The organism is Parabacteroides sp. CH2-D42-20 (assembly GCF_003670185.1).
Lineage (GTDB): Bacteria > Bacteroidota > Bacteroidia > Bacteroidales > Tannerellaceae > Parabacteroides > Parabacteroides distasonis.
This window is the reverse complement of record NZ_RAYG01000016.1, coordinates 145288-161381: the sequence shown is the minus strand read 5'-3', so window position 1 is coordinate 161381 and position 16094 is coordinate 145288. Positions and strand designations below refer to the sequence as shown.

General features: G+C 49.8%; 12 protein-coding genes. 11 read left to right on the top strand and 1 reads right to left on the bottom strand.

Annotation, left to right across the window (positions count from 1 at the left end; all coding sequences use genetic code 11):
• The first annotated feature begins 110 nt into the window (after positions 1 to 110).
• The 11 genes from D7V92_RS11760 to D7V92_RS22075 all read left to right on the top strand — a co-directional run bounded on the left by D7V92_RS11760 (position 111) and on the right by D7V92_RS22075 (position 14987).
• Complete coding sequence (locus D7V92_RS11760; protein ID WP_005862246.1) at positions 111 to 1343, top strand: Cof-type HAD-IIB family hydrolase; 1233 nt, start codon at positions 111 to 113, stop codon at positions 1341 to 1343.
• Positions 1340 to 2437: an isochorismate synthase gene (locus tag D7V92_RS11755; protein WP_048927312.1), complete on the top strand. Its 1098-nt coding sequence runs from the start codon at positions 1340 to 1342 to the stop codon at positions 2435 to 2437. Before D7V92_RS11760 ends, D7V92_RS11755 begins: the two co-directional genes overlap by 4 nt.
• A 14-nt stretch (positions 2438 to 2451) precedes the next feature.
• On the top strand, positions 2452 to 4140 hold the full coding sequence (gene menD / locus D7V92_RS11750) for a 2-succinyl-5-enolpyruvyl-6-hydroxy-3-cyclohexene-1-carboxylic-acid synthase (protein WP_022192642.1): 1689 nt from the start codon (positions 2452 to 2454) through the stop codon (positions 4138 to 4140).
• 3 nt (positions 4141 to 4143) lie between these two features.
• Positions 4144 to 4968: a 1,4-dihydroxy-2-naphthoyl-CoA synthase gene (gene menB, locus D7V92_RS11745; RefSeq protein WP_005856861.1), complete on the top strand. Its 825-nt coding sequence runs from the start codon at positions 4144 to 4146 to the stop codon at positions 4966 to 4968.
• Between the two features lie 36 nt (positions 4969 to 5004).
• Positions 5005 to 6063, top strand: a complete 1059-nt coding sequence (locus D7V92_RS11740) for an o-succinylbenzoate synthase (protein WP_005862239.1) — start codon at positions 5005 to 5007, stop codon at positions 6061 to 6063.
• Between the two features lie 3 nt (positions 6064 to 6066).
• Positions 6067 to 7065, top strand: coding sequence for an AMP-binding protein (locus D7V92_RS11735; protein WP_036611120.1), 999 nt, complete (start codon positions 6067 to 6069; stop codon positions 7063 to 7065).
• 2 nt (positions 7066 to 7067) lie between these two features.
• Positions 7068 to 9029 carry a DUF3857 domain-containing protein gene (locus D7V92_RS11730; protein WP_087342733.1) on the top strand — a complete coding sequence of 654 codons (1962 nt, stop codon included), beginning with the start codon at positions 7068 to 7070 and terminating at the stop codon, positions 9027 to 9029.
• Between the two features lie 13 nt (positions 9030 to 9042).
• Complete coding sequence (locus tag D7V92_RS11725; protein WP_121772934.1) at positions 9043 to 10641, top strand: DUF3857 domain-containing protein; 1599 nt, start codon at positions 9043 to 9045, stop codon at positions 10639 to 10641.
• Positions 10642 to 10788: 147 nt separating this feature from the next.
• Positions 10789 to 13302: a beta-N-acetylglucosaminidase domain-containing protein gene (locus D7V92_RS11720; protein ID WP_121772933.1), complete on the top strand. Its 2514-nt coding sequence runs from the start codon at positions 10789 to 10791 to the stop codon at positions 13300 to 13302.
• A 168-nt stretch (positions 13303 to 13470) separates the two neighbouring features.
• Positions 13471 to 14109 carry an endonuclease III gene (gene nth, locus D7V92_RS11715; RefSeq protein WP_008772131.1) on the top strand — a complete coding sequence of 213 codons (639 nt, stop codon included), beginning with the start codon at positions 13471 to 13473 and terminating at the stop codon, positions 14107 to 14109.
• Positions 14106 to 14987 (top strand): hypothetical protein, encoded by an 882-nt coding sequence (locus D7V92_RS22075; RefSeq protein ID WP_005856848.1) that lies wholly within the window; start codon positions 14106 to 14108, stop codon positions 14985 to 14987. Before nth ends, D7V92_RS22075 begins: the two co-directional genes overlap by 4 nt.
• Here D7V92_RS22075 and D7V92_RS11700 read toward each other — a convergent pair.
• Entirely contained in the window at positions 14984 to 16090 is a 1107-nt protein-coding gene (locus tag D7V92_RS11700; protein WP_005856846.1) for a Wzz/FepE/Etk N-terminal domain-containing protein, read from the bottom strand. The genes D7V92_RS22075 and D7V92_RS11700 overlap by 4 nt on opposite strands.
• Between the last annotated feature and the right edge of the window lie 4 nt (positions 16091 to 16094).

Genomic DNA, 16094 nt, shown 5'->3' with positions numbered 1-16094 from the left:
CACCGTAACGACTTTGATATTAAGTCGTTTAGCGTCATTTCTCCCGTTTTTCGAGGTTATTCCAGAGATTTATAGTATATTTGTATTCTAAACCATAAAAATAAGACGCCATGAAGTACAAATTATTAGTCTTAGACGTAGATGGGACGTTGCTTAACGACAAGAAAGAGATAACTCCCCGGACCCATGCCGCCTTGTTAAAGGCTCAGCAGATGGGAGTTCATGTTGTATTGGCATCCGGCCGACCCACCAACGGGGTTCAACCCTTGGCGGAGGCTCTTGAATTGAATCATTACGGTGGTTTCATATTATCTTATAACGGAGGTCAGATCATCAATGCCCAGACCGGAGAATTGATGTTCGAGAAACGAATCGATCCGGCCATGATTCCTTATTTAAACCGGAAGGCGAAGGAAAATGGTTTTGCTATCTTCACGTATCACAAGGACTATATCCTGACCGATAGCCCGGAAAACAAGCATGTCCAAGAGGAGGCCGAACTCAATAAGATGCGCATCATCGGTGTGGAGAATTTCCCGGAAGCGGTGGATTTCGCACCCTGTAAGTGTATTCTTACCAGCGATGACGAGAACAATCTAGTGGGTCTCGAAAATCATTGGAAGAAACGTTTGGACGGGGTATTGGAAGCTTTCCGCTCCGAGGACTATTTCTTGGAGGTAGCTCCTCATTTCATCAATAAGGGAAATACGTTGGCGGTATTGATGGAGATGCTGAATATCACGACCGAAGAGGTTGTCGCTATCGGTGATGGCGTGGCCGACGTATCCATGCTTCAATTAGCCGGTACCGGCGTGGCGATGGGTAACGCACGCGATTCCGTAAAGGCTTGTGCCGATTTCACGACCTTACCCAATAATATGGAAGGTGTGGCGGTAGCGATCGAGAAAGCGATCCTTGCCACGATCAAACCCACAGAGGTTCCGTTAGATCAACTAAACGCACGGGCCAAACATGCTTTAATGGGTAATCTAGGCATTCAATATACCTATGCGTCAGAGGATCGTGTGGAAGCGACCATGCCTGTAGACGAACGGACCCGCCAGCCTTTCGGTATCTTGCACGGAGGCGCTACGCTGGCTTTGGCGGAGACCGTGGCCGGACTAGGTTCCATGATTCTGGCGAAACCGGACGAGATGGTAGTCGGCATGCAAGTTAGCGGCAGCCATATGTCGTCCGCCCACGAGGGAGACACGGTACGTGCCGTCGGGACGATTATCCACAAAGGCCGTTCATCCCATGTGTGGAACGTAGACATATTCACCTCTACCGACAAACTGGTTTCCTCTGTACGGGTAATCAATAGTATACTAAAGAAGAAATGATTCCAAGAGATTCTTACGAAATAATAGACACGTTGATCAAGCAAGGCCGGAGTTTCGCTATTTGGCGTATTCCCGGTGAGGATAGGCTCCATTTCAGGATGCAAAGCGCCGGCTCTCCTTGCCTATTATACGACATAAAAGACTTAAATGAACGGAGCGGTTTTGTAATCGCTCCGTTTCAGGTGACAGCGGAACGACCTATCGTTTTAATCCAACCGGATTGCTTTGAAATCCCCTCCGAATCCGATTGGGATTTCTCTCGAGAGAAAAACGAATTCCCTTCGAATGAAATCGAAATCCCGTCCGAATCCGAGGAGAAGGAACGATACGCTTACCATTTCTCCCTGTTTACCAACCCTTTGCTAAAAGGAAGCCAAGATAAACTAGTCCTATCCCGTAGCAAAACGATCTGGAAAGATCCCTCTTTCTCACCCGGCAAGGCATTCTTCGCCGCGGAAGAACGATATATCCGCTCCTATGTCTACCTTTGCCATACCCCGGAAACCGGAACTTGGATGGGTGGGACACCGGAAATCTTGTTATCCGGCGAGAAAGGTGACTGGCAAACGGTAGCTTTGGCCGGAACCCAATCCTTACGAGACGGGAAATTACCGAAAAGCTGGGACCATAAGAATTGGAGAGAACAGCAATTAGTCGCCTCCTATATACGCCGCCAGCTGTCCACCTTGGGTATTACTCCCGAGGAGAAGGGGCCTTATTCAGCCCGGGCCGGAGAGGTTTCTCATTTGAAAAGTGATTTCTTCTTCTCCTTGCCGAATCCCGAGAAGCTGGGTGATGTCCTTCAACTATTACACCCTACTCCAGCCGTCTGCGGTCTTCCCAAGGAGGAGGCTTATCATTTCATCATCGAAAATGAGGGGTACGATCGTAGCTATTACTCCGGTTTCATCGGTTGGCTGGATCCCAAAGGCAAAACAGATCTGTACGTAAACCTCCGTTGCATGAATATCCTCCCCCAAACCTTTACGCTGTATGCCGGAGGCGGTCTGTTGGCGGCCTCGCAGCTAGAGGATGAGTGGCAGGAGACAGAGGATAAATTAGATACAATGCGGAGAATAGTGGGTAATTTATAATTTTATATCATATAATGTATAGCGATAAAAAGAACATCCTTCAATTGGTAGCCTTGCTGATAGAGCACGGCGTAAGTAATATCGTGCTATGTCCGGGAAGCCGGAACTCTCCGATTGTGCACACATTGGCAAACCATTCGTTCTTCAATTGCCATTCCGTGACGGATGAACGAAGCGCGGGATTCTTTGCCGTAGGGCTAGCGTTGCACGGAGGTAAGCCGGCGGCTGTTTGCTGTACCTCGGGCACGGCCTTGCTGAATATACATCCGGCGGTAGCGGAGGCTTTCTATCAGAAAGTTCCGCTTGTCGTGATATCCGCCGACCGCCCCGCCGCATGGATCGGGCAAATGGACGGACAGACCTTGCCGCAACCCGGGGTGTTCGGCTCGCTGGTAAAGAAGTCGGTGCAGCTACCGGAAATACATACGGATCAAGATGAATGGTATTGCAATCGATTGATCAACGAGGCGTTGTTGGAACTGAACCATCACGGCAAAGGACCGGTGCATATCAACGTTCCGATCTCCGAGCCTTTATTTCAGTTCACGACACCCGAATTGCCGAAGGTACGGGTAATCACCCGTTATCAAGGCTTGAACGTGTACGACCGGAAATATGATGACCTGATCGAGCGCTTGAACAAATATAGCAAGCGGATGATGATAGCGGGACAAATGAGCTTGATCTATCTCTTCGAGAAGAAAATATGCAAGTTACTATACAAGCATTTCACTTGGCTCTCCGAGCACATCGGCAACCGTATCGTACCGGGATTACCGATCAAGAATTTCGACGCTATCCTGTACGCTACCCCGGAGGAGGAAAAAGAGAAGCTAGTTCCCGAGCTCGTAATCACCTACGGCGGCCATATTGTCTCCAAGCGGCTGAAAGAGTTTTTGCGGAAACACCCGCCTAAGGAGCATTGGCATGTCTCATTGGATGGAGAGGTAGCGGATTTATTCGGTAGCCTGACCACGGTGATCGAGATGGACCCTTTCGAGTTTCTGGAGAAAATCGCTTATATGCTGGAGAATAGGCAGATTGAATATCCGAAGGCTTGGGAATACAAATCCCGGAACCTGCCGGAGCCGGAGTTCGCTTACTCCGAAATGGCGGCGATCGGTGGTTTGATACGCTCGCTTCCGGCTGAATCGGCCTTGCATCTGGGGAATAGCTCCACCGTACGTTACGCGCAATTGTACACCGTACCCGAGACGGTTGAGGTTTGTTGTAACCGAGGTACGAGCGGGATCGAAGGCTCCTTGTCTACGGCCATCGGATACGCCTCGGCCTCGCAAAAACTAAACTTTATCGTTATAGGCGATCTTAGTTTCTTCTATGATATGAATGCGTTGTGGAACGGTAACTTGCACAATAACCTTCGCATCCTGCTCTTGAACAACGGAGGTGGCGAGATCTTCCAAGCCTTGCCGGGATTCAAGATGAACGAGCGTACGCACCGTTACGTTACCGCCTCCCACCAGACCTCAGCGGAGGGATGGGCCACGGAAAGGGGATTCTCCTACTCCGCTGTCCATAATGCCGAGGAGTTGGCAGCGGCGATGAGCGCCTTTACCCAAACGGAGCAACCGAGCGAACATCCCCTATTCATGGAGGTTTTCACGGACAAAGCGGAAGACGTACGATTGCTCAAGGAATATTATCATCAACTAAAAAATTCATCCCAAGCACAAAACATATAATATATGGAAACGAAAAGAGAATGGACAACCATCAAGGAATATGAGGAGATCTTATTTGATTTCTACAACGGCATCGCCCGCATTACGATCAACCGGGAACGGTATCGCAACGCTTTTACCCCGACTACGACCACGGAGATGAGCGACGCCTTTTACATCTGCCGGGAACGCCCGGACATTAACGTAGTCGTTCTGACAGGAGCCGGAGATACGGCCTTTTGCGCGGGAGGCGATATGAACGTGAAAGGACGTGGCGGCTACGTGGGTAAAGACGGCGTACCTCGCTTGAACGTATTGGACGTACAAAAGCAGATCCGCTCTCTCCCGAAACCCGTCATCGCGGCCGTGAATGGTTTCGCTATCGGCGGCGGACACGTATTGCACGTGGTTTGCGACCTTACGATCGCTTCCGAGAACGCTATCTTCGGACAGACTGGTCCTCGTGTGGGTAGCTTCGACGCCGGGTTCGGCTCTTCTTACCTCGCCCGTGTGGTCGGACAGAAAAAGGCCCGTGAGATCTGGTTCCTATGCCGCAAGTACAATGCGCAGGAGGCTTTGGATATGGGTCTGGTAAATAAGGTAGTCCCCTTGGATAAATTAGAGGACGAGTACGTTCAATGGGCCGAGGAGATGATGTTGCTTAGCCCGTTGGCTTTGCGCATGATCAAGGCGGGCTTAAACGCCGAGTTGGACGGACAGGCCGGTATACAGGAGTTGGCCGGAGACGCTACCATGCTTTACTATATGACGGACGAGGCGCAGGAAGGCGGTAAGGCATTCTTGGAGAAACGCCGTCCCCGCTTCGAGGATTACCCGAAATTCCCGTAGGGGGATTGAGAATGAATAATGAATAATTAAGAATGAATGGTAAAGGAGAGGTTATATAGGATTGAGGTGGTTCCCCGGTGCTTGACTTTCAAGCGACCGGCAGGAACCTCACGGGGTGTTTACACGACCCGGAAATTGTGGGAGGTCCGAATCCGTAAGGAAGACGAACCCTCGGTTATTGGTATCGGAGAATGTGCCCCCCTGCCGGATCTCAGTTGCGATTATGGAGTGGATTACGAGATCACGTTATCCAAGGCTTGCCTCGATCTGGAACAGAAGGGATATGTTGACACCGAATCTTTGCGCCATTACCCATCCATCCTTTTCGGGCTGGAGACGGCCATGCGCCATTATGAACAGGGCGGTTGGCGGCATTACGACACGCCCTTCTCGCAGGGGCAGGCGGGCATCCCCATCAACGGACTGATCTGGATGGGCGATTATAAGTACATGCTGGAACAGGTAGAGGAAAAGATGAAGGAGGGCTTCCGCTGCGTCAAGCTGAAGATCGGCGCTATCGATTTCGACCGGGAACTCTCTTTATTGAAACACATCCGTGCGCATTTCTCTGCCAAGGAAATAGAGCTTCGGGTAGATGCCAACGGCGCTTTCACACCCTCGGAGGCGATGGACAAACTGAAGCGGCTCGCCGAGATGGACTTGCATTCCATCGAGCAGCCTATCCGTGCCGGGCAGTTGGAAGAGATGGCACGCCTTGCGGCAGAGTCACCCCTTCCCATCGCTCTCGACGAGGAACTGATCGGCTGTAACGCCCCGGACGAGAAACGGCGGTTGTTGGAAACGATCCATCCCCAATACATTATATTAAAGCCTTCCCTCCACGGAGGTATCGCCGGATGCACGGAATGGGTTCACTTAGCGGAAACTATCTTAGGGAGTACCCCTGAACAACCTAAATGGTGGGTCACCTCCGCTCTGGAATCGCAAATCGGACTGAACGCTATCGCCCAATGGTGCGCCACGCTAGGTAACCCGCTACCGCAAGGTCTGGGAACCGGCGAGATTTTCAAGGACGATAAACATAAGTTGATCCAACGAAAAGGAGACACCATCTGGTTCACCAACGACCTTTGACCTATGCCGATACAAGAAGATTTACAGGCATTCTTAGCTGAATGGCACGATCCCTCCCCTTTTCTGGAAGTCCAGACCTCTGGCTCCACCGGTACGCCCAAGCGGATGCGAGTACGCAAGGACCGGATGCTGAACAGCGCCCGGCTTACCTGCGATTATCTGGGGCTTAAGAAGGGCGACAAGGCCTTGTTATGTATGCCCCTACGCTATATAGCCGGAAAGATGATGGTGGTCCGCTCCCTATACGCCGGACTGGATCTGGAGGTGTGCGAACCCTCCGGACACCCGTTGGCGGATTGGGGGGATACGCCCCTGCGCTTTGCCGCCATGATTCCTTTGCAGGTTTACAATACGTTGCGAGTACCCGAGGAACGTAAACGGCTGGAGCAAACGGATATCTTGATCATCGGCGGCGGGGCGATCGACGCGGCCTTGGAACAGGAGATACGGCAGATGCCAAACACGGTTTATTCCACCTACGGAATGACGGAGACGCTGTCTCACGTCGCCCTGCGCCGGTTGAACGGGCCGGAAGCCTCGCCCTATTACCATCCCTTCCCCTCGGTGACGTTATCCTTGTCACCGGACAATACCTTGGTAATAGACGCCCCATTGGTTTGCGACGAGCGGCTGGTGACGAACGATGTCGCCCGCCTGCTGCCGGACGGGAGTTTCGCCATTATCGGAAGGAAAGATAATATCATCAATAGCGGAGGTATCAAGATCCAGATCGAGGAGGTGGAAGAGCGGCTACGGCCCTACCTCGACCGCCCCTATGCCATCACCGCCACCCCCGACCCTCGGTTGGGAGAGGCGGTCGTGCTACTGCTTGCCTCAAACCTACGAGGTGAGATGCTAACAGAGGTTCTCGCCAACCTGCCCAAGTACCTCCGTCCGAGGCACATCATAAAGGTAAGCGAGATCCCCCAAACCGGAAGCGGCAAGATCGACCGTGCCGCCTGCCGGGAGCTAGCGAGAAATATCATTACAAAAACACTATAAACATGAAAAGAATTCTAACAATCACTGCGGTCTCCCTATTGGCCTTATCGCCTATGTACGGGCAGGATTCTTGCCGATACCCGCAAGATCCTACCTTGGAGAAATCGCAAGCCTATGCAGGATACGACTGCGTCACCTTGCTGGATAGCACCGCCGTTACGGTACAACCTACCGGCTCGGGGGCTTTCGCCGTATGCAAGGCTTTTAAGGTACAGACTTCCAAAGGAGCCGTCGCCAACCGTATCATCAAATACGATTACGACCCGCTGACGGCGCACGCCGAGTTTCGTTACGCCACGATCTACCGTGCGAACGGCGACGTGATCAATCTCGACGTAACCCAAGCTTGCGACTACGCCGCCCCCGCACGTGCCATCTACTGGGGCGCCCGGCAGATCATGCTGGAAGTGGGCCGCTTGCAACCGGGAGATATCGTGGAGTACGAGATCGCCAAGAAAGGTTTCACCTACGCCTTGCTGACGGCGGGTGACGACGACGAGCGTTTCATCCCTCCTATGCGAGGACAGTTTTACGATATCGTCCCCTTCTGGGCTACCGAGCCTACCGTGCGCAAGGTGTACCGGGTATCCATGCCGATGGAGAAAGAGTTGCAATTCCAGTTCTACCAAGGCGAATGTACCTCTTCGATGCGATACGAGGACAGACGGAAAGTATATACCTTCGCCTCCGACGATATCCTTCCTTTCGCCAAGGAACCGAACATGGTAGACCTATTCGACGCTGCCCCGAAGCTCATGATGTCCAGTACTCCCCGCTGGGAGGATAAATCCCTTTGGTTCAATAAGGTTAACGAGGATTACGGAAGCTTTACTGCGATCCCGGAAGCCCAGAAAAAGGTAGACGAGCTGATCAAAGGCAAGAAAACGGAAATGGAGAAGATAGCCGTGCTGACCCACTGGGTGGCCGATAACATCCGTTACTCCGGAATCTCGATGGGTAAAGGCGAGGGTTTCACGCTTCACAACCTGAAAATGAATTATACCGATCGTTGCGGTGTCTGCAAGGATATCGCCGGTACGTTGATCGCCTTCCTCCGCATGGCCGGCTTCGAGGCTTACCCGGCGATGACCATGGCGGGAAGCCGTGTAGAAAGCATCCCCGCCGACCATTTCAACCATTGCGTGGCGGTGGTAAAACTGGCTAGCGGCACGTATATGCCTCTCGACCCGACTTGGGTTCCTTTCTGCCGGGAATTATGGAGTAGCGCCGAGCAACAGCAGAACTACCTCCCGGGTGTGCCCGAAGGCTCCGACCTCCGCTTAACCCCTGTCTCCGCCCCGGAGAACCACTACGTCCGCATCCACGCCGACAACCGCCTAGACGAGAAAGGCACGCTCCGCGGACAATTCACGATCACCGCCGAGGGACAATCCGACAGCAATATCCGCCGCATCTTCACCACCGGATGGCAATCCGACTGGCAGAACACGATGGAGAAGCAATTGCTGGCCGTATCCCCCAACGCCAAACTGCTTCGTGTAGATTACGGTAAGGACCCGAAGAACTATCAAGCGGCCCCTATCAAGATCACGTTCTCTTATGAGATCCCCGATTACGCGATCATCGCCGGAGACCAGATGCTTATCAAGCCGCTAGTCATGAATAACCTCTACAATCAAGTGAAGAGTTTCTTGCGTATCGATACGAAACCGGAAAACCGTGCGTATGGATTCAAGGATGCTTGCTCCCGTTTGGTAGAACAAGATGAGACCATCCGCCTCCCCAAGGGCTATACCCTCTTGAACGCCCCGAAGAATGACGTCCTGCAAAGCAATGCGGCCGATTTCGAAGGTTCCCTTTCGCAGGAAGGCAATCAGAACATCGTCTTGCGCCAGAAGCTAGCGTTGAAGAAGCGTGTCTACGACGCAGCCGACTGGAAAGGTTTCCGTTCCGCCGTGAACGCTTATAAGAGTTATGGTGACTATTTGATTATCAAGAAATAAAAACAGAAAGACAATGATTAAGATAACCTATAAACTGATTCTTCTCCTAGGCTTGTTAGCGATGACGGTTACTTCATTCGCCGCATCGGAGGCTGAGTACGGGAAGGTATCGAAAGCTTGGACCTTGCATGCCGACGGTAGCCAAGAATACCGATCCTCCATGGAATTGACGCTCTTCACGCACACTGCGATGAATAGCACGTATGGCGAGAGTTTTATCGTCTACAATCCCGATTTCCAAACACTGAAGATCCACTCATCCTATACAAGGCAGAAAGACGGTACGATCGTAAAGACACCCGATAACGCCTTTGTAGAGGTCCTACCCCGTTTCGCCGCCGACGCTCCGGCCTATAACCAACTCAAGGAAATGGTCGTGGTACACACTGGCCTAGAACTTGGGGCCACGATTTACTTGGATTACTCTATTATCACAAAACCGGGCTACTATCCGGCTATGGATATCAACGAGCGACTACAAGAGACTTCTCCCGTGAAGGAATGCAAGGTCTCTATCTCCGTACCGGAAAACAGTCCGCTCGCTTGGCAATTATTGGGTAGCGACGCGAAAGCATCCCAAGCCACCCGAAACGGCGCTAAAGAGGTAAGCTGGACTTTACGTAACCTGCCGGCCTCTTCCCGGGAAGCTTTCCTTCCTCAAAACCAAGACGGGATTCCCCGCCTAATCGCTTCAAGCTATAGTTCCAACAAGGAGGCATTATCTACGCTAAATAAGCGTTTTAACACTTCCGGAAACTACGAGAGCAAAACGTTCGGCTCTTATATCACGGAAAAGGCTACTAGCGACGAAGAGAAGGTGAACGCCATCCGGAACCATGTAGTCAACAACATGGGATATTGCGCCATCCCCCTCGCTTGTACGGGTTATTCCATCCGCGATGTCGATACGGCCCTTCGCAGTGCTTACGGTACATTAGCCGAGAAGACCCAGCTTCTGAACGTCTTATTGAACGCCGCCGGCATTCAATCGGAAGTAGTCGCCGTATATCCAGGGAATCTGGATATAGACGCTTGTGGATTAAGCACGATCAAGAATCTTGCCGTAAAAGCGACTGTCGCAGGGAAAGACAAATACCTTTCGGCGGTCAGCCTTGCCCCTTCCGCATTAACAGCCCGGGGTGAGTTAGATCAGGTACTCACGTTGAACGGCACGTCGATCGCCCTACAGGCAGAGCCTACGATCATCAAGGAGAATAAAGCCGTCAGCGTCTCCAAGAACGAAGCACAAAACGGATTCGCCATCTGTACCCTTCCGGCTATAACAGGCGGTATCGATAGCTGGGGCATGAGCGCTTTGAACAGCAAGCGTTCCAACTTATTCGAACTCCCCTCCCTGATCAAGGAAGAGGTAACCTACACGGTTACTCCCGCCGAGGGCATGAAGTTGCAGACCTCCACAAAAGAGCAAGTGATAAGCAAGCCTTTTGGTAAAGTAACCCGCACGATCACACCAAGAGGAAATACGATCGAGGTAGTACGTACGATCGAGTTGGACAAGCAACAGTTCACTCCCGCCGAATATAGCGACGTGCGTAGCTTGATCCATGAATGGACAAATCCGGATAACCGGGTATTGCTATTCTCCCTATAAGATCTAAAACACGGAGCACACGGAACACACGAATATCCACGGATATAAGGAAATATCATTTCTATCCATGGAAATCTGTGTATTCCGTGTGCTCTGTGTCTAATTATTTCATACATTTACGAACGTTAACATTAAATCATATCGTATATGAAGACACTAAAGTATTTACTCGCCACCATGCTCCTTCTATGCGTTTGTAACCTAACGCATAGCCAAAAGCTATCCCTAGGAATCTTCCCTGAGCCCCAAGAGGTGACTATTTCCAGCCAAACATACGCACCGCCCCATGGATATACCCTACGGGGTATAAATAATCCCGACGCAGATGCGGTCAAACTACTTAAAGAAGCGCTACCTTTCGCTAAATCCGGCAAATCTCTCCCTTTAGAGATCAAGAAACTAAAAGACAAAACTCCGGAAATGCAACGCTCGGGTGCCTATACGCTGACGATCACTAAAAAAGGTATCACGATCGGGATCGTAGACGATAATTCCTTGTTTTACGCCGCCCAAACCCTCAAGCAATTAGCTAAATATGACGAGGGTAAAAAGATCCTGCCTCTCTGTTCGATCAAAGACTATCCGGACGTATTATTCCGGGGTACCGTGGAAGGATTCTACGGACAGCCTTGGAGCCACGCCGACCGTATCGAGCAAATCCGCTTTTACGGAAGGATCAAGCTGAACACCTATATTTATGGTCCGAAAGATGATCCTTATCACAGCTCCCCCAACTGGCGCAAACCTTATCCCGCCGAGGAAGCCGAGCATATCAAGGAACTAGCGAAAGAGGCCGCCCATAACAAAGTAAACTTCGTTTGGGCCATCCACCCGGGACAAGACATTCAATGGAACCTAACAGATAGCATGAATATCCTTTCCAAATTCGAGAAAATGTACGATTTGGGCGTACGCTCTTTCGCCGTTTTCTTCGATGATATATCCGGAGAGGGAGCCCGCCCGGAAAAGCAAGCCGGCTTATTGAATTACATCCATAAGGAGTTTATTACCAAGAAAAATGACGTGCAGCCCCTGATCATGTGCCCTACCGAATACAACCGCTCATGGGCTAAGACCGATTATCTAGATATCCTCGGTACCCAACTCGACCCCGCTATCCAAATCATGTGGACCGGAGACCGTGTCGTAGCCGATATCACGAAAGAAGGCGTCGAGTGGGTAAACAGCCGTATCCGTCGTCCCGCCTATATCTGGTGGAACTTCCCCGTAAGCGATTATTGCCAAGATCATTTGTTGATGGGACCCGCCTACGGCCTAGATACGCAAGCCGCCGGCACCATGACCGGATTCGTATCCAATCCTATGGAATACGCCGAGGCTTCCAAGGTCGCTATATTCGGCGTTGGAATGTACACTTGGAATATCAAGAATTACGATCCTACACAGGCATGGAAAGACGCTTGCGACTTTATTATGCCGGAGGCCTCCATGGCTTTCCGCATTTTCTGCGAGCATAACTGCGATCCGGGTCCGAACGGACATCAATACCGCCGGGAAGAGTCTGCTAACTATGTCGCTCCTATCCAGACATTCCTTACCGGATATAAGAAAAACACGTTCCCAGAGCAAAGCGCAAATCTTCTGGGAACCTTATTCGCTCAAATCACGGCTTCCCCGAGCATGATCTACAGCCAAAGTCCCAATAAACGCCTGATCGAACAAATCAATCCATGGCTTATCCAATTCGAGTTCTTAGGAAAAGCCGGTACAAGTGCTCTGCATATGGCGCACGCTTGGTATGAGAAAGACCGGTCTTATACATGGCAACGCTATCTGGAAACATCTGCCTTGCTAGATAGCATGAAACTGATAAACCGCACGCTGAACCAGAAGGCACAGCCTAAAGGCGTGAAAGTCGGATCGAAAGTCTTACACCCTTTCATCGTAGACTTATATCGTCAGACAGGTCGTAACCTGCTATCTACGGACGGTATCGCCCCGGACGAGGTGAAGGTTAGCATCCCTTCCATATTCACGAATATCGACCAATTGAAGAGCCAGCCTTGTGCCGAGGGTGATAATACGGTCGGTTACGTCCCCCTATTCGAGGTAGTCAAGGTACAGCCTAATCAATATCTGGGTATCGGCTGGGAAATCCAGAAAGAAGCGGAATCCTTCTGTTTCAATCTTCCGAAAAGCAACCAACCCGGACGGGTATTCGAGTGGTCTGCTGACGGAAAGAGCTGGAGCCTAATCCCCCATGTCTCCACGGAAAACGCCAAGGATACGATCCGCACCATCGATCCGAAAGCCCGTTATATCCGTATGCGAAATAACTCGGATCAGCAAATGGAGCTATATGTACTAGGATTCACGGCGACAACCAAACAAGACCCGCAAATCAATGAGGCTCTTATGATGTACGATATGAACCTAGATACGTATAAGAACTTGAATCCGGGAGAAATAATTCACATAAAATGCGATGATATCAACGCCGTATCTTTCTTCCTCTCCGGAAGTAACGAGAATTTGGTATCTATCACCGGCCTCTCTCAAGATGGTGAGAAAAACATCGTCTATCAAGGGAACGTAGGCTACATCAAATTAAATAAAACCATGTTCGAGGATTTCTCTTCTTTAGAAATCACCACAATAGGAAAAGAACCTATACATATCCACCAGATCGTTAGGGAATAATAAATAAAAAAGTACCGATTTCTTTCTCTCTTAGATGGAAGAAGGAGATCGGTACTTTTTTATTTATTCGTACAATTCGGGAGTATCTTATTTTTGGCACATCTCCGCTTGTATATTCCTTTTAAAAGTTATACCTTTAGGATGCGAAAAATAGAAACCGAAAAAACAATGCGAAAAGAAGAAAGATATAAAGGCGTATTAAACTGGTTTAAGGAAAACGTACCGGTAGCCGAGACTGAACTACATTATGACGATCCATATCAATTATTGATAGCGGTAATCCTATCCGCACAATGCACGGATAAGCGAGTGAATATGATCACTCCTGCCCTGTTCGAGGCTTTCCCTACTCCCGAGGTAATGGCAGCTAGCACACCGGAAGTCGTCTTTGAATACATACGAAGCGTATCTTACCCGAACAATAAGGCTAAACATCTGGTAGGTATGGCGAAGATGCTGATAGAGGACTTCAAAGGCGTGGTTCCCTCCGATATTGACGAGCTACAGAAACTTCCGGGTGTAGGAAGAAAAACTGCGAACGTAATCGCATCCGTTGTATATGACAAGCCAGCCATGGCGGTAGATACGCACGTATTCCGTGTCTCCAACCGGATCGGCTTGACCAATAATAGCAAGACACCCTTGGAAACGGAAAAGGAGCTAGTGAAGAACATTCCGGAAGAACTGATCCCCATCGCCCATCACTGGTTGATATTGCATGGAAGATATGTTTGCCTCGCCCGGAAACCGAAATGTGAGGAATGCGGATTAAAGCCTTGGTGTAAACACTTCCTAAAGCAAACATGAGGATCAGCAAGAAAGACATAACGGCATTTTTTGTCTTGTTTCTGGGTACGATCGTATGCGTGAGGTACTTTTACAAGCATATGAACGACGAGCAATTTGTCGCTACGGTAGATCCCTATAGTTTGGTCGTTCCAAGCCCCACGGCAATTTTTGCCATCAATCGTCCTCCTGTATTCGAGAAGATGATACTACCCATGGAGAATATACGCAAGGCGTTCTCAGATCATACGCCCGCTATTTTCCTTTCTTTAATACGGCAAAATCTGGAATTATCGTCTTTCCTAATCGCTTATTATCCACAAGGGGATGTCTTGTACGCCCCTATGGATAGTCATACGGCAGAGCGTATTTTCAAGCAACTGGACGTCTCTTTCACTTTTCCGGCCCAGCAACGAGAGGAAACCTCCGTTCCTGTTAGATATTATCCTGATGTTGATAAGCATTTTCTAGGTTGTTACTACCACGAGGGTATATTCGTAGCGTCCTACAACCGAAGATTATTGGTAGAGACGGTGGAAAGGCAACAGACATACCCCGCACATGTCATTCCGGAACTAACAGATCTGATTCGTAAAAAAGGCAAGCGTGGCGCAATGAATCTCTTCATCAAAAGCGCCCCTTTACATTTACGGGTACAAATGAATGACTCGACGGAGTGGAGAATGAAAAATCAATGGTTGGCAATGGATTTATTCTATAATGAAGGAAGCCTTTGCTGCTTCAACGAGCAACCCTATGAGAAAGCCTTGGAGAACTTTTACCCCAATTTATGCGATACGATAACCACCCGGATCAATCGGCTATTCCCGCAAATAAAAACCACGACACAAGTCAGTCATGACGAGGCCGTGGCATATTTTACGGTTTGCGGGAATTAAGCTCCAGTCTCTTCTTTCTTGAAAGCTGCCACAAACATATCTTTTACGAATAAATATCCGATACATCCGAATAAAGCGAGGAAGACAAAACCGACCAAGATAAGTGCCTTCTTAGGAGAAGATGCTTTCAAAGGTACGGTAGCCGGCTCGATTACGGTATACACCGGAGTTTCTTCCTGTACACGCAATTTATCTTGCTCCAACTTCTGCGCCAACGTATTGTAAACATTAAACGTAAGGGTCATCTCATTCTTCAAACGTTCCTGCTCCGTACGGTAGCTGGAAGAGATAATATTACGGTTGGCATCCTCGAAAGCAGCGTACGCACGTTGCGCTTTATAATAAGCGTCACGTGACTCGCCAAATACCTTCTGGGTAAATTCCAAATCTTGCTTTACTTTCTGCGTACGATAATTCGTAATATAATTCTGGAGGTTTTCCAAAACGACCTTTGTCATCTGAGCGGAAATAACCGGGTCCTGCATTTGTACGGAAGCCGTGATAACCAAGGTCTTCTTGTCCACGGAAACAGAAACCCGCTCCTGCAAGGCCTTCACCACCTCTTCTTGATCCTTTGTCAAATGGTAAGGATTCAAGCCCTCAGACTCTTCCTCGTCACCGGAGATTAAACTCATTACCGCACCCAACGCCTTGAATGGAGCGGAGACAATATATCCCCACCAAGCCTTACGTTGATGTTCACTCATATAATCATACAATGTAGTGCTTAACTCCTTTTCCTTATCGGTAACCTCTACCGGAAACAATTCCAACAGAAACGGGGTACTCTGCACCACATCCGGATACAAATCCGGAGAGATCGCGTCCGCACCGGCAGCGGCATTCAGATTAATCCCAGCCATAGCAGCCAAACCGCCAAGACTAGATTTTTTTGCCGCATCCTGTGTCTCTGGTGCCAATTTCACCGTAGTTGTATATTCCTTGGGAATACTGAAAGCTACAATCAAACCTACTACCACCGCAATACCACAGCCTTTCAATAAGAACTTACGCTCTTTCCACAGTTTTTGCGCCAGTTCGATTAAATCGATCTCCTGCTCCTCAGGTAACTCTTGTCTTTTTATCTCGTTTATCGTATCCATGCCT

Coding starts and splice junctions, on each gene's coding strand:
- D7V92_RS11740 (WP_005862239.1), top strand. CDS start 5,005: ATGGTAAAGGAGAGGTTATATAGGATTGAGGTGGTTCCCCGGTGCTTG.
- nth (WP_008772131.1), top strand. CDS start 13,471: ATGCGAAAAGAAGAAAGATATAAAGGCGTATTAAACTGGTTTAAGGAA.
- D7V92_RS11720 (WP_121772933.1), top strand. CDS start 10,789: ATGAAGACACTAAAGTATTTACTCGCCACCATGCTCCTTCTATGCGTT.
- D7V92_RS11730 (WP_087342733.1), top strand. CDS start 7,068: ATGAAAAGAATTCTAACAATCACTGCGGTCTCCCTATTGGCCTTATCG.
- menD (WP_022192642.1), top strand. CDS start 2,452: ATGTATAGCGATAAAAAGAACATCCTTCAATTGGTAGCCTTGCTGATA.
- D7V92_RS11760 (WP_005862246.1), top strand. CDS start 111: ATGAAGTACAAATTATTAGTCTTAGACGTAGATGGGACGTTGCTTAAC.
- D7V92_RS11700 (WP_005856846.1), bottom strand. CDS start 16,090: ATGGATACGATAAACGAGATAAAAAGACAAGAGTTACCTGAGGAGCAG.
- D7V92_RS22075 (WP_005856848.1), top strand. CDS start 14,106: ATGAGGATCAGCAAGAAAGACATAACGGCATTTTTTGTCTTGTTTCTG.
- D7V92_RS11755 (WP_048927312.1), top strand. CDS start 1,340: ATGATTCCAAGAGATTCTTACGAAATAATAGACACGTTGATCAAGCAA.
- D7V92_RS11735 (WP_036611120.1), top strand. CDS start 6,067: ATGCCGATACAAGAAGATTTACAGGCATTCTTAGCTGAATGGCACGAT.
- D7V92_RS11725 (WP_121772934.1), top strand. CDS start 9,043: ATGATTAAGATAACCTATAAACTGATTCTTCTCCTAGGCTTGTTAGCG.
- menB (WP_005856861.1), top strand. CDS start 4,144: ATGGAAACGAAAAGAGAATGGACAACCATCAAGGAATATGAGGAGATC.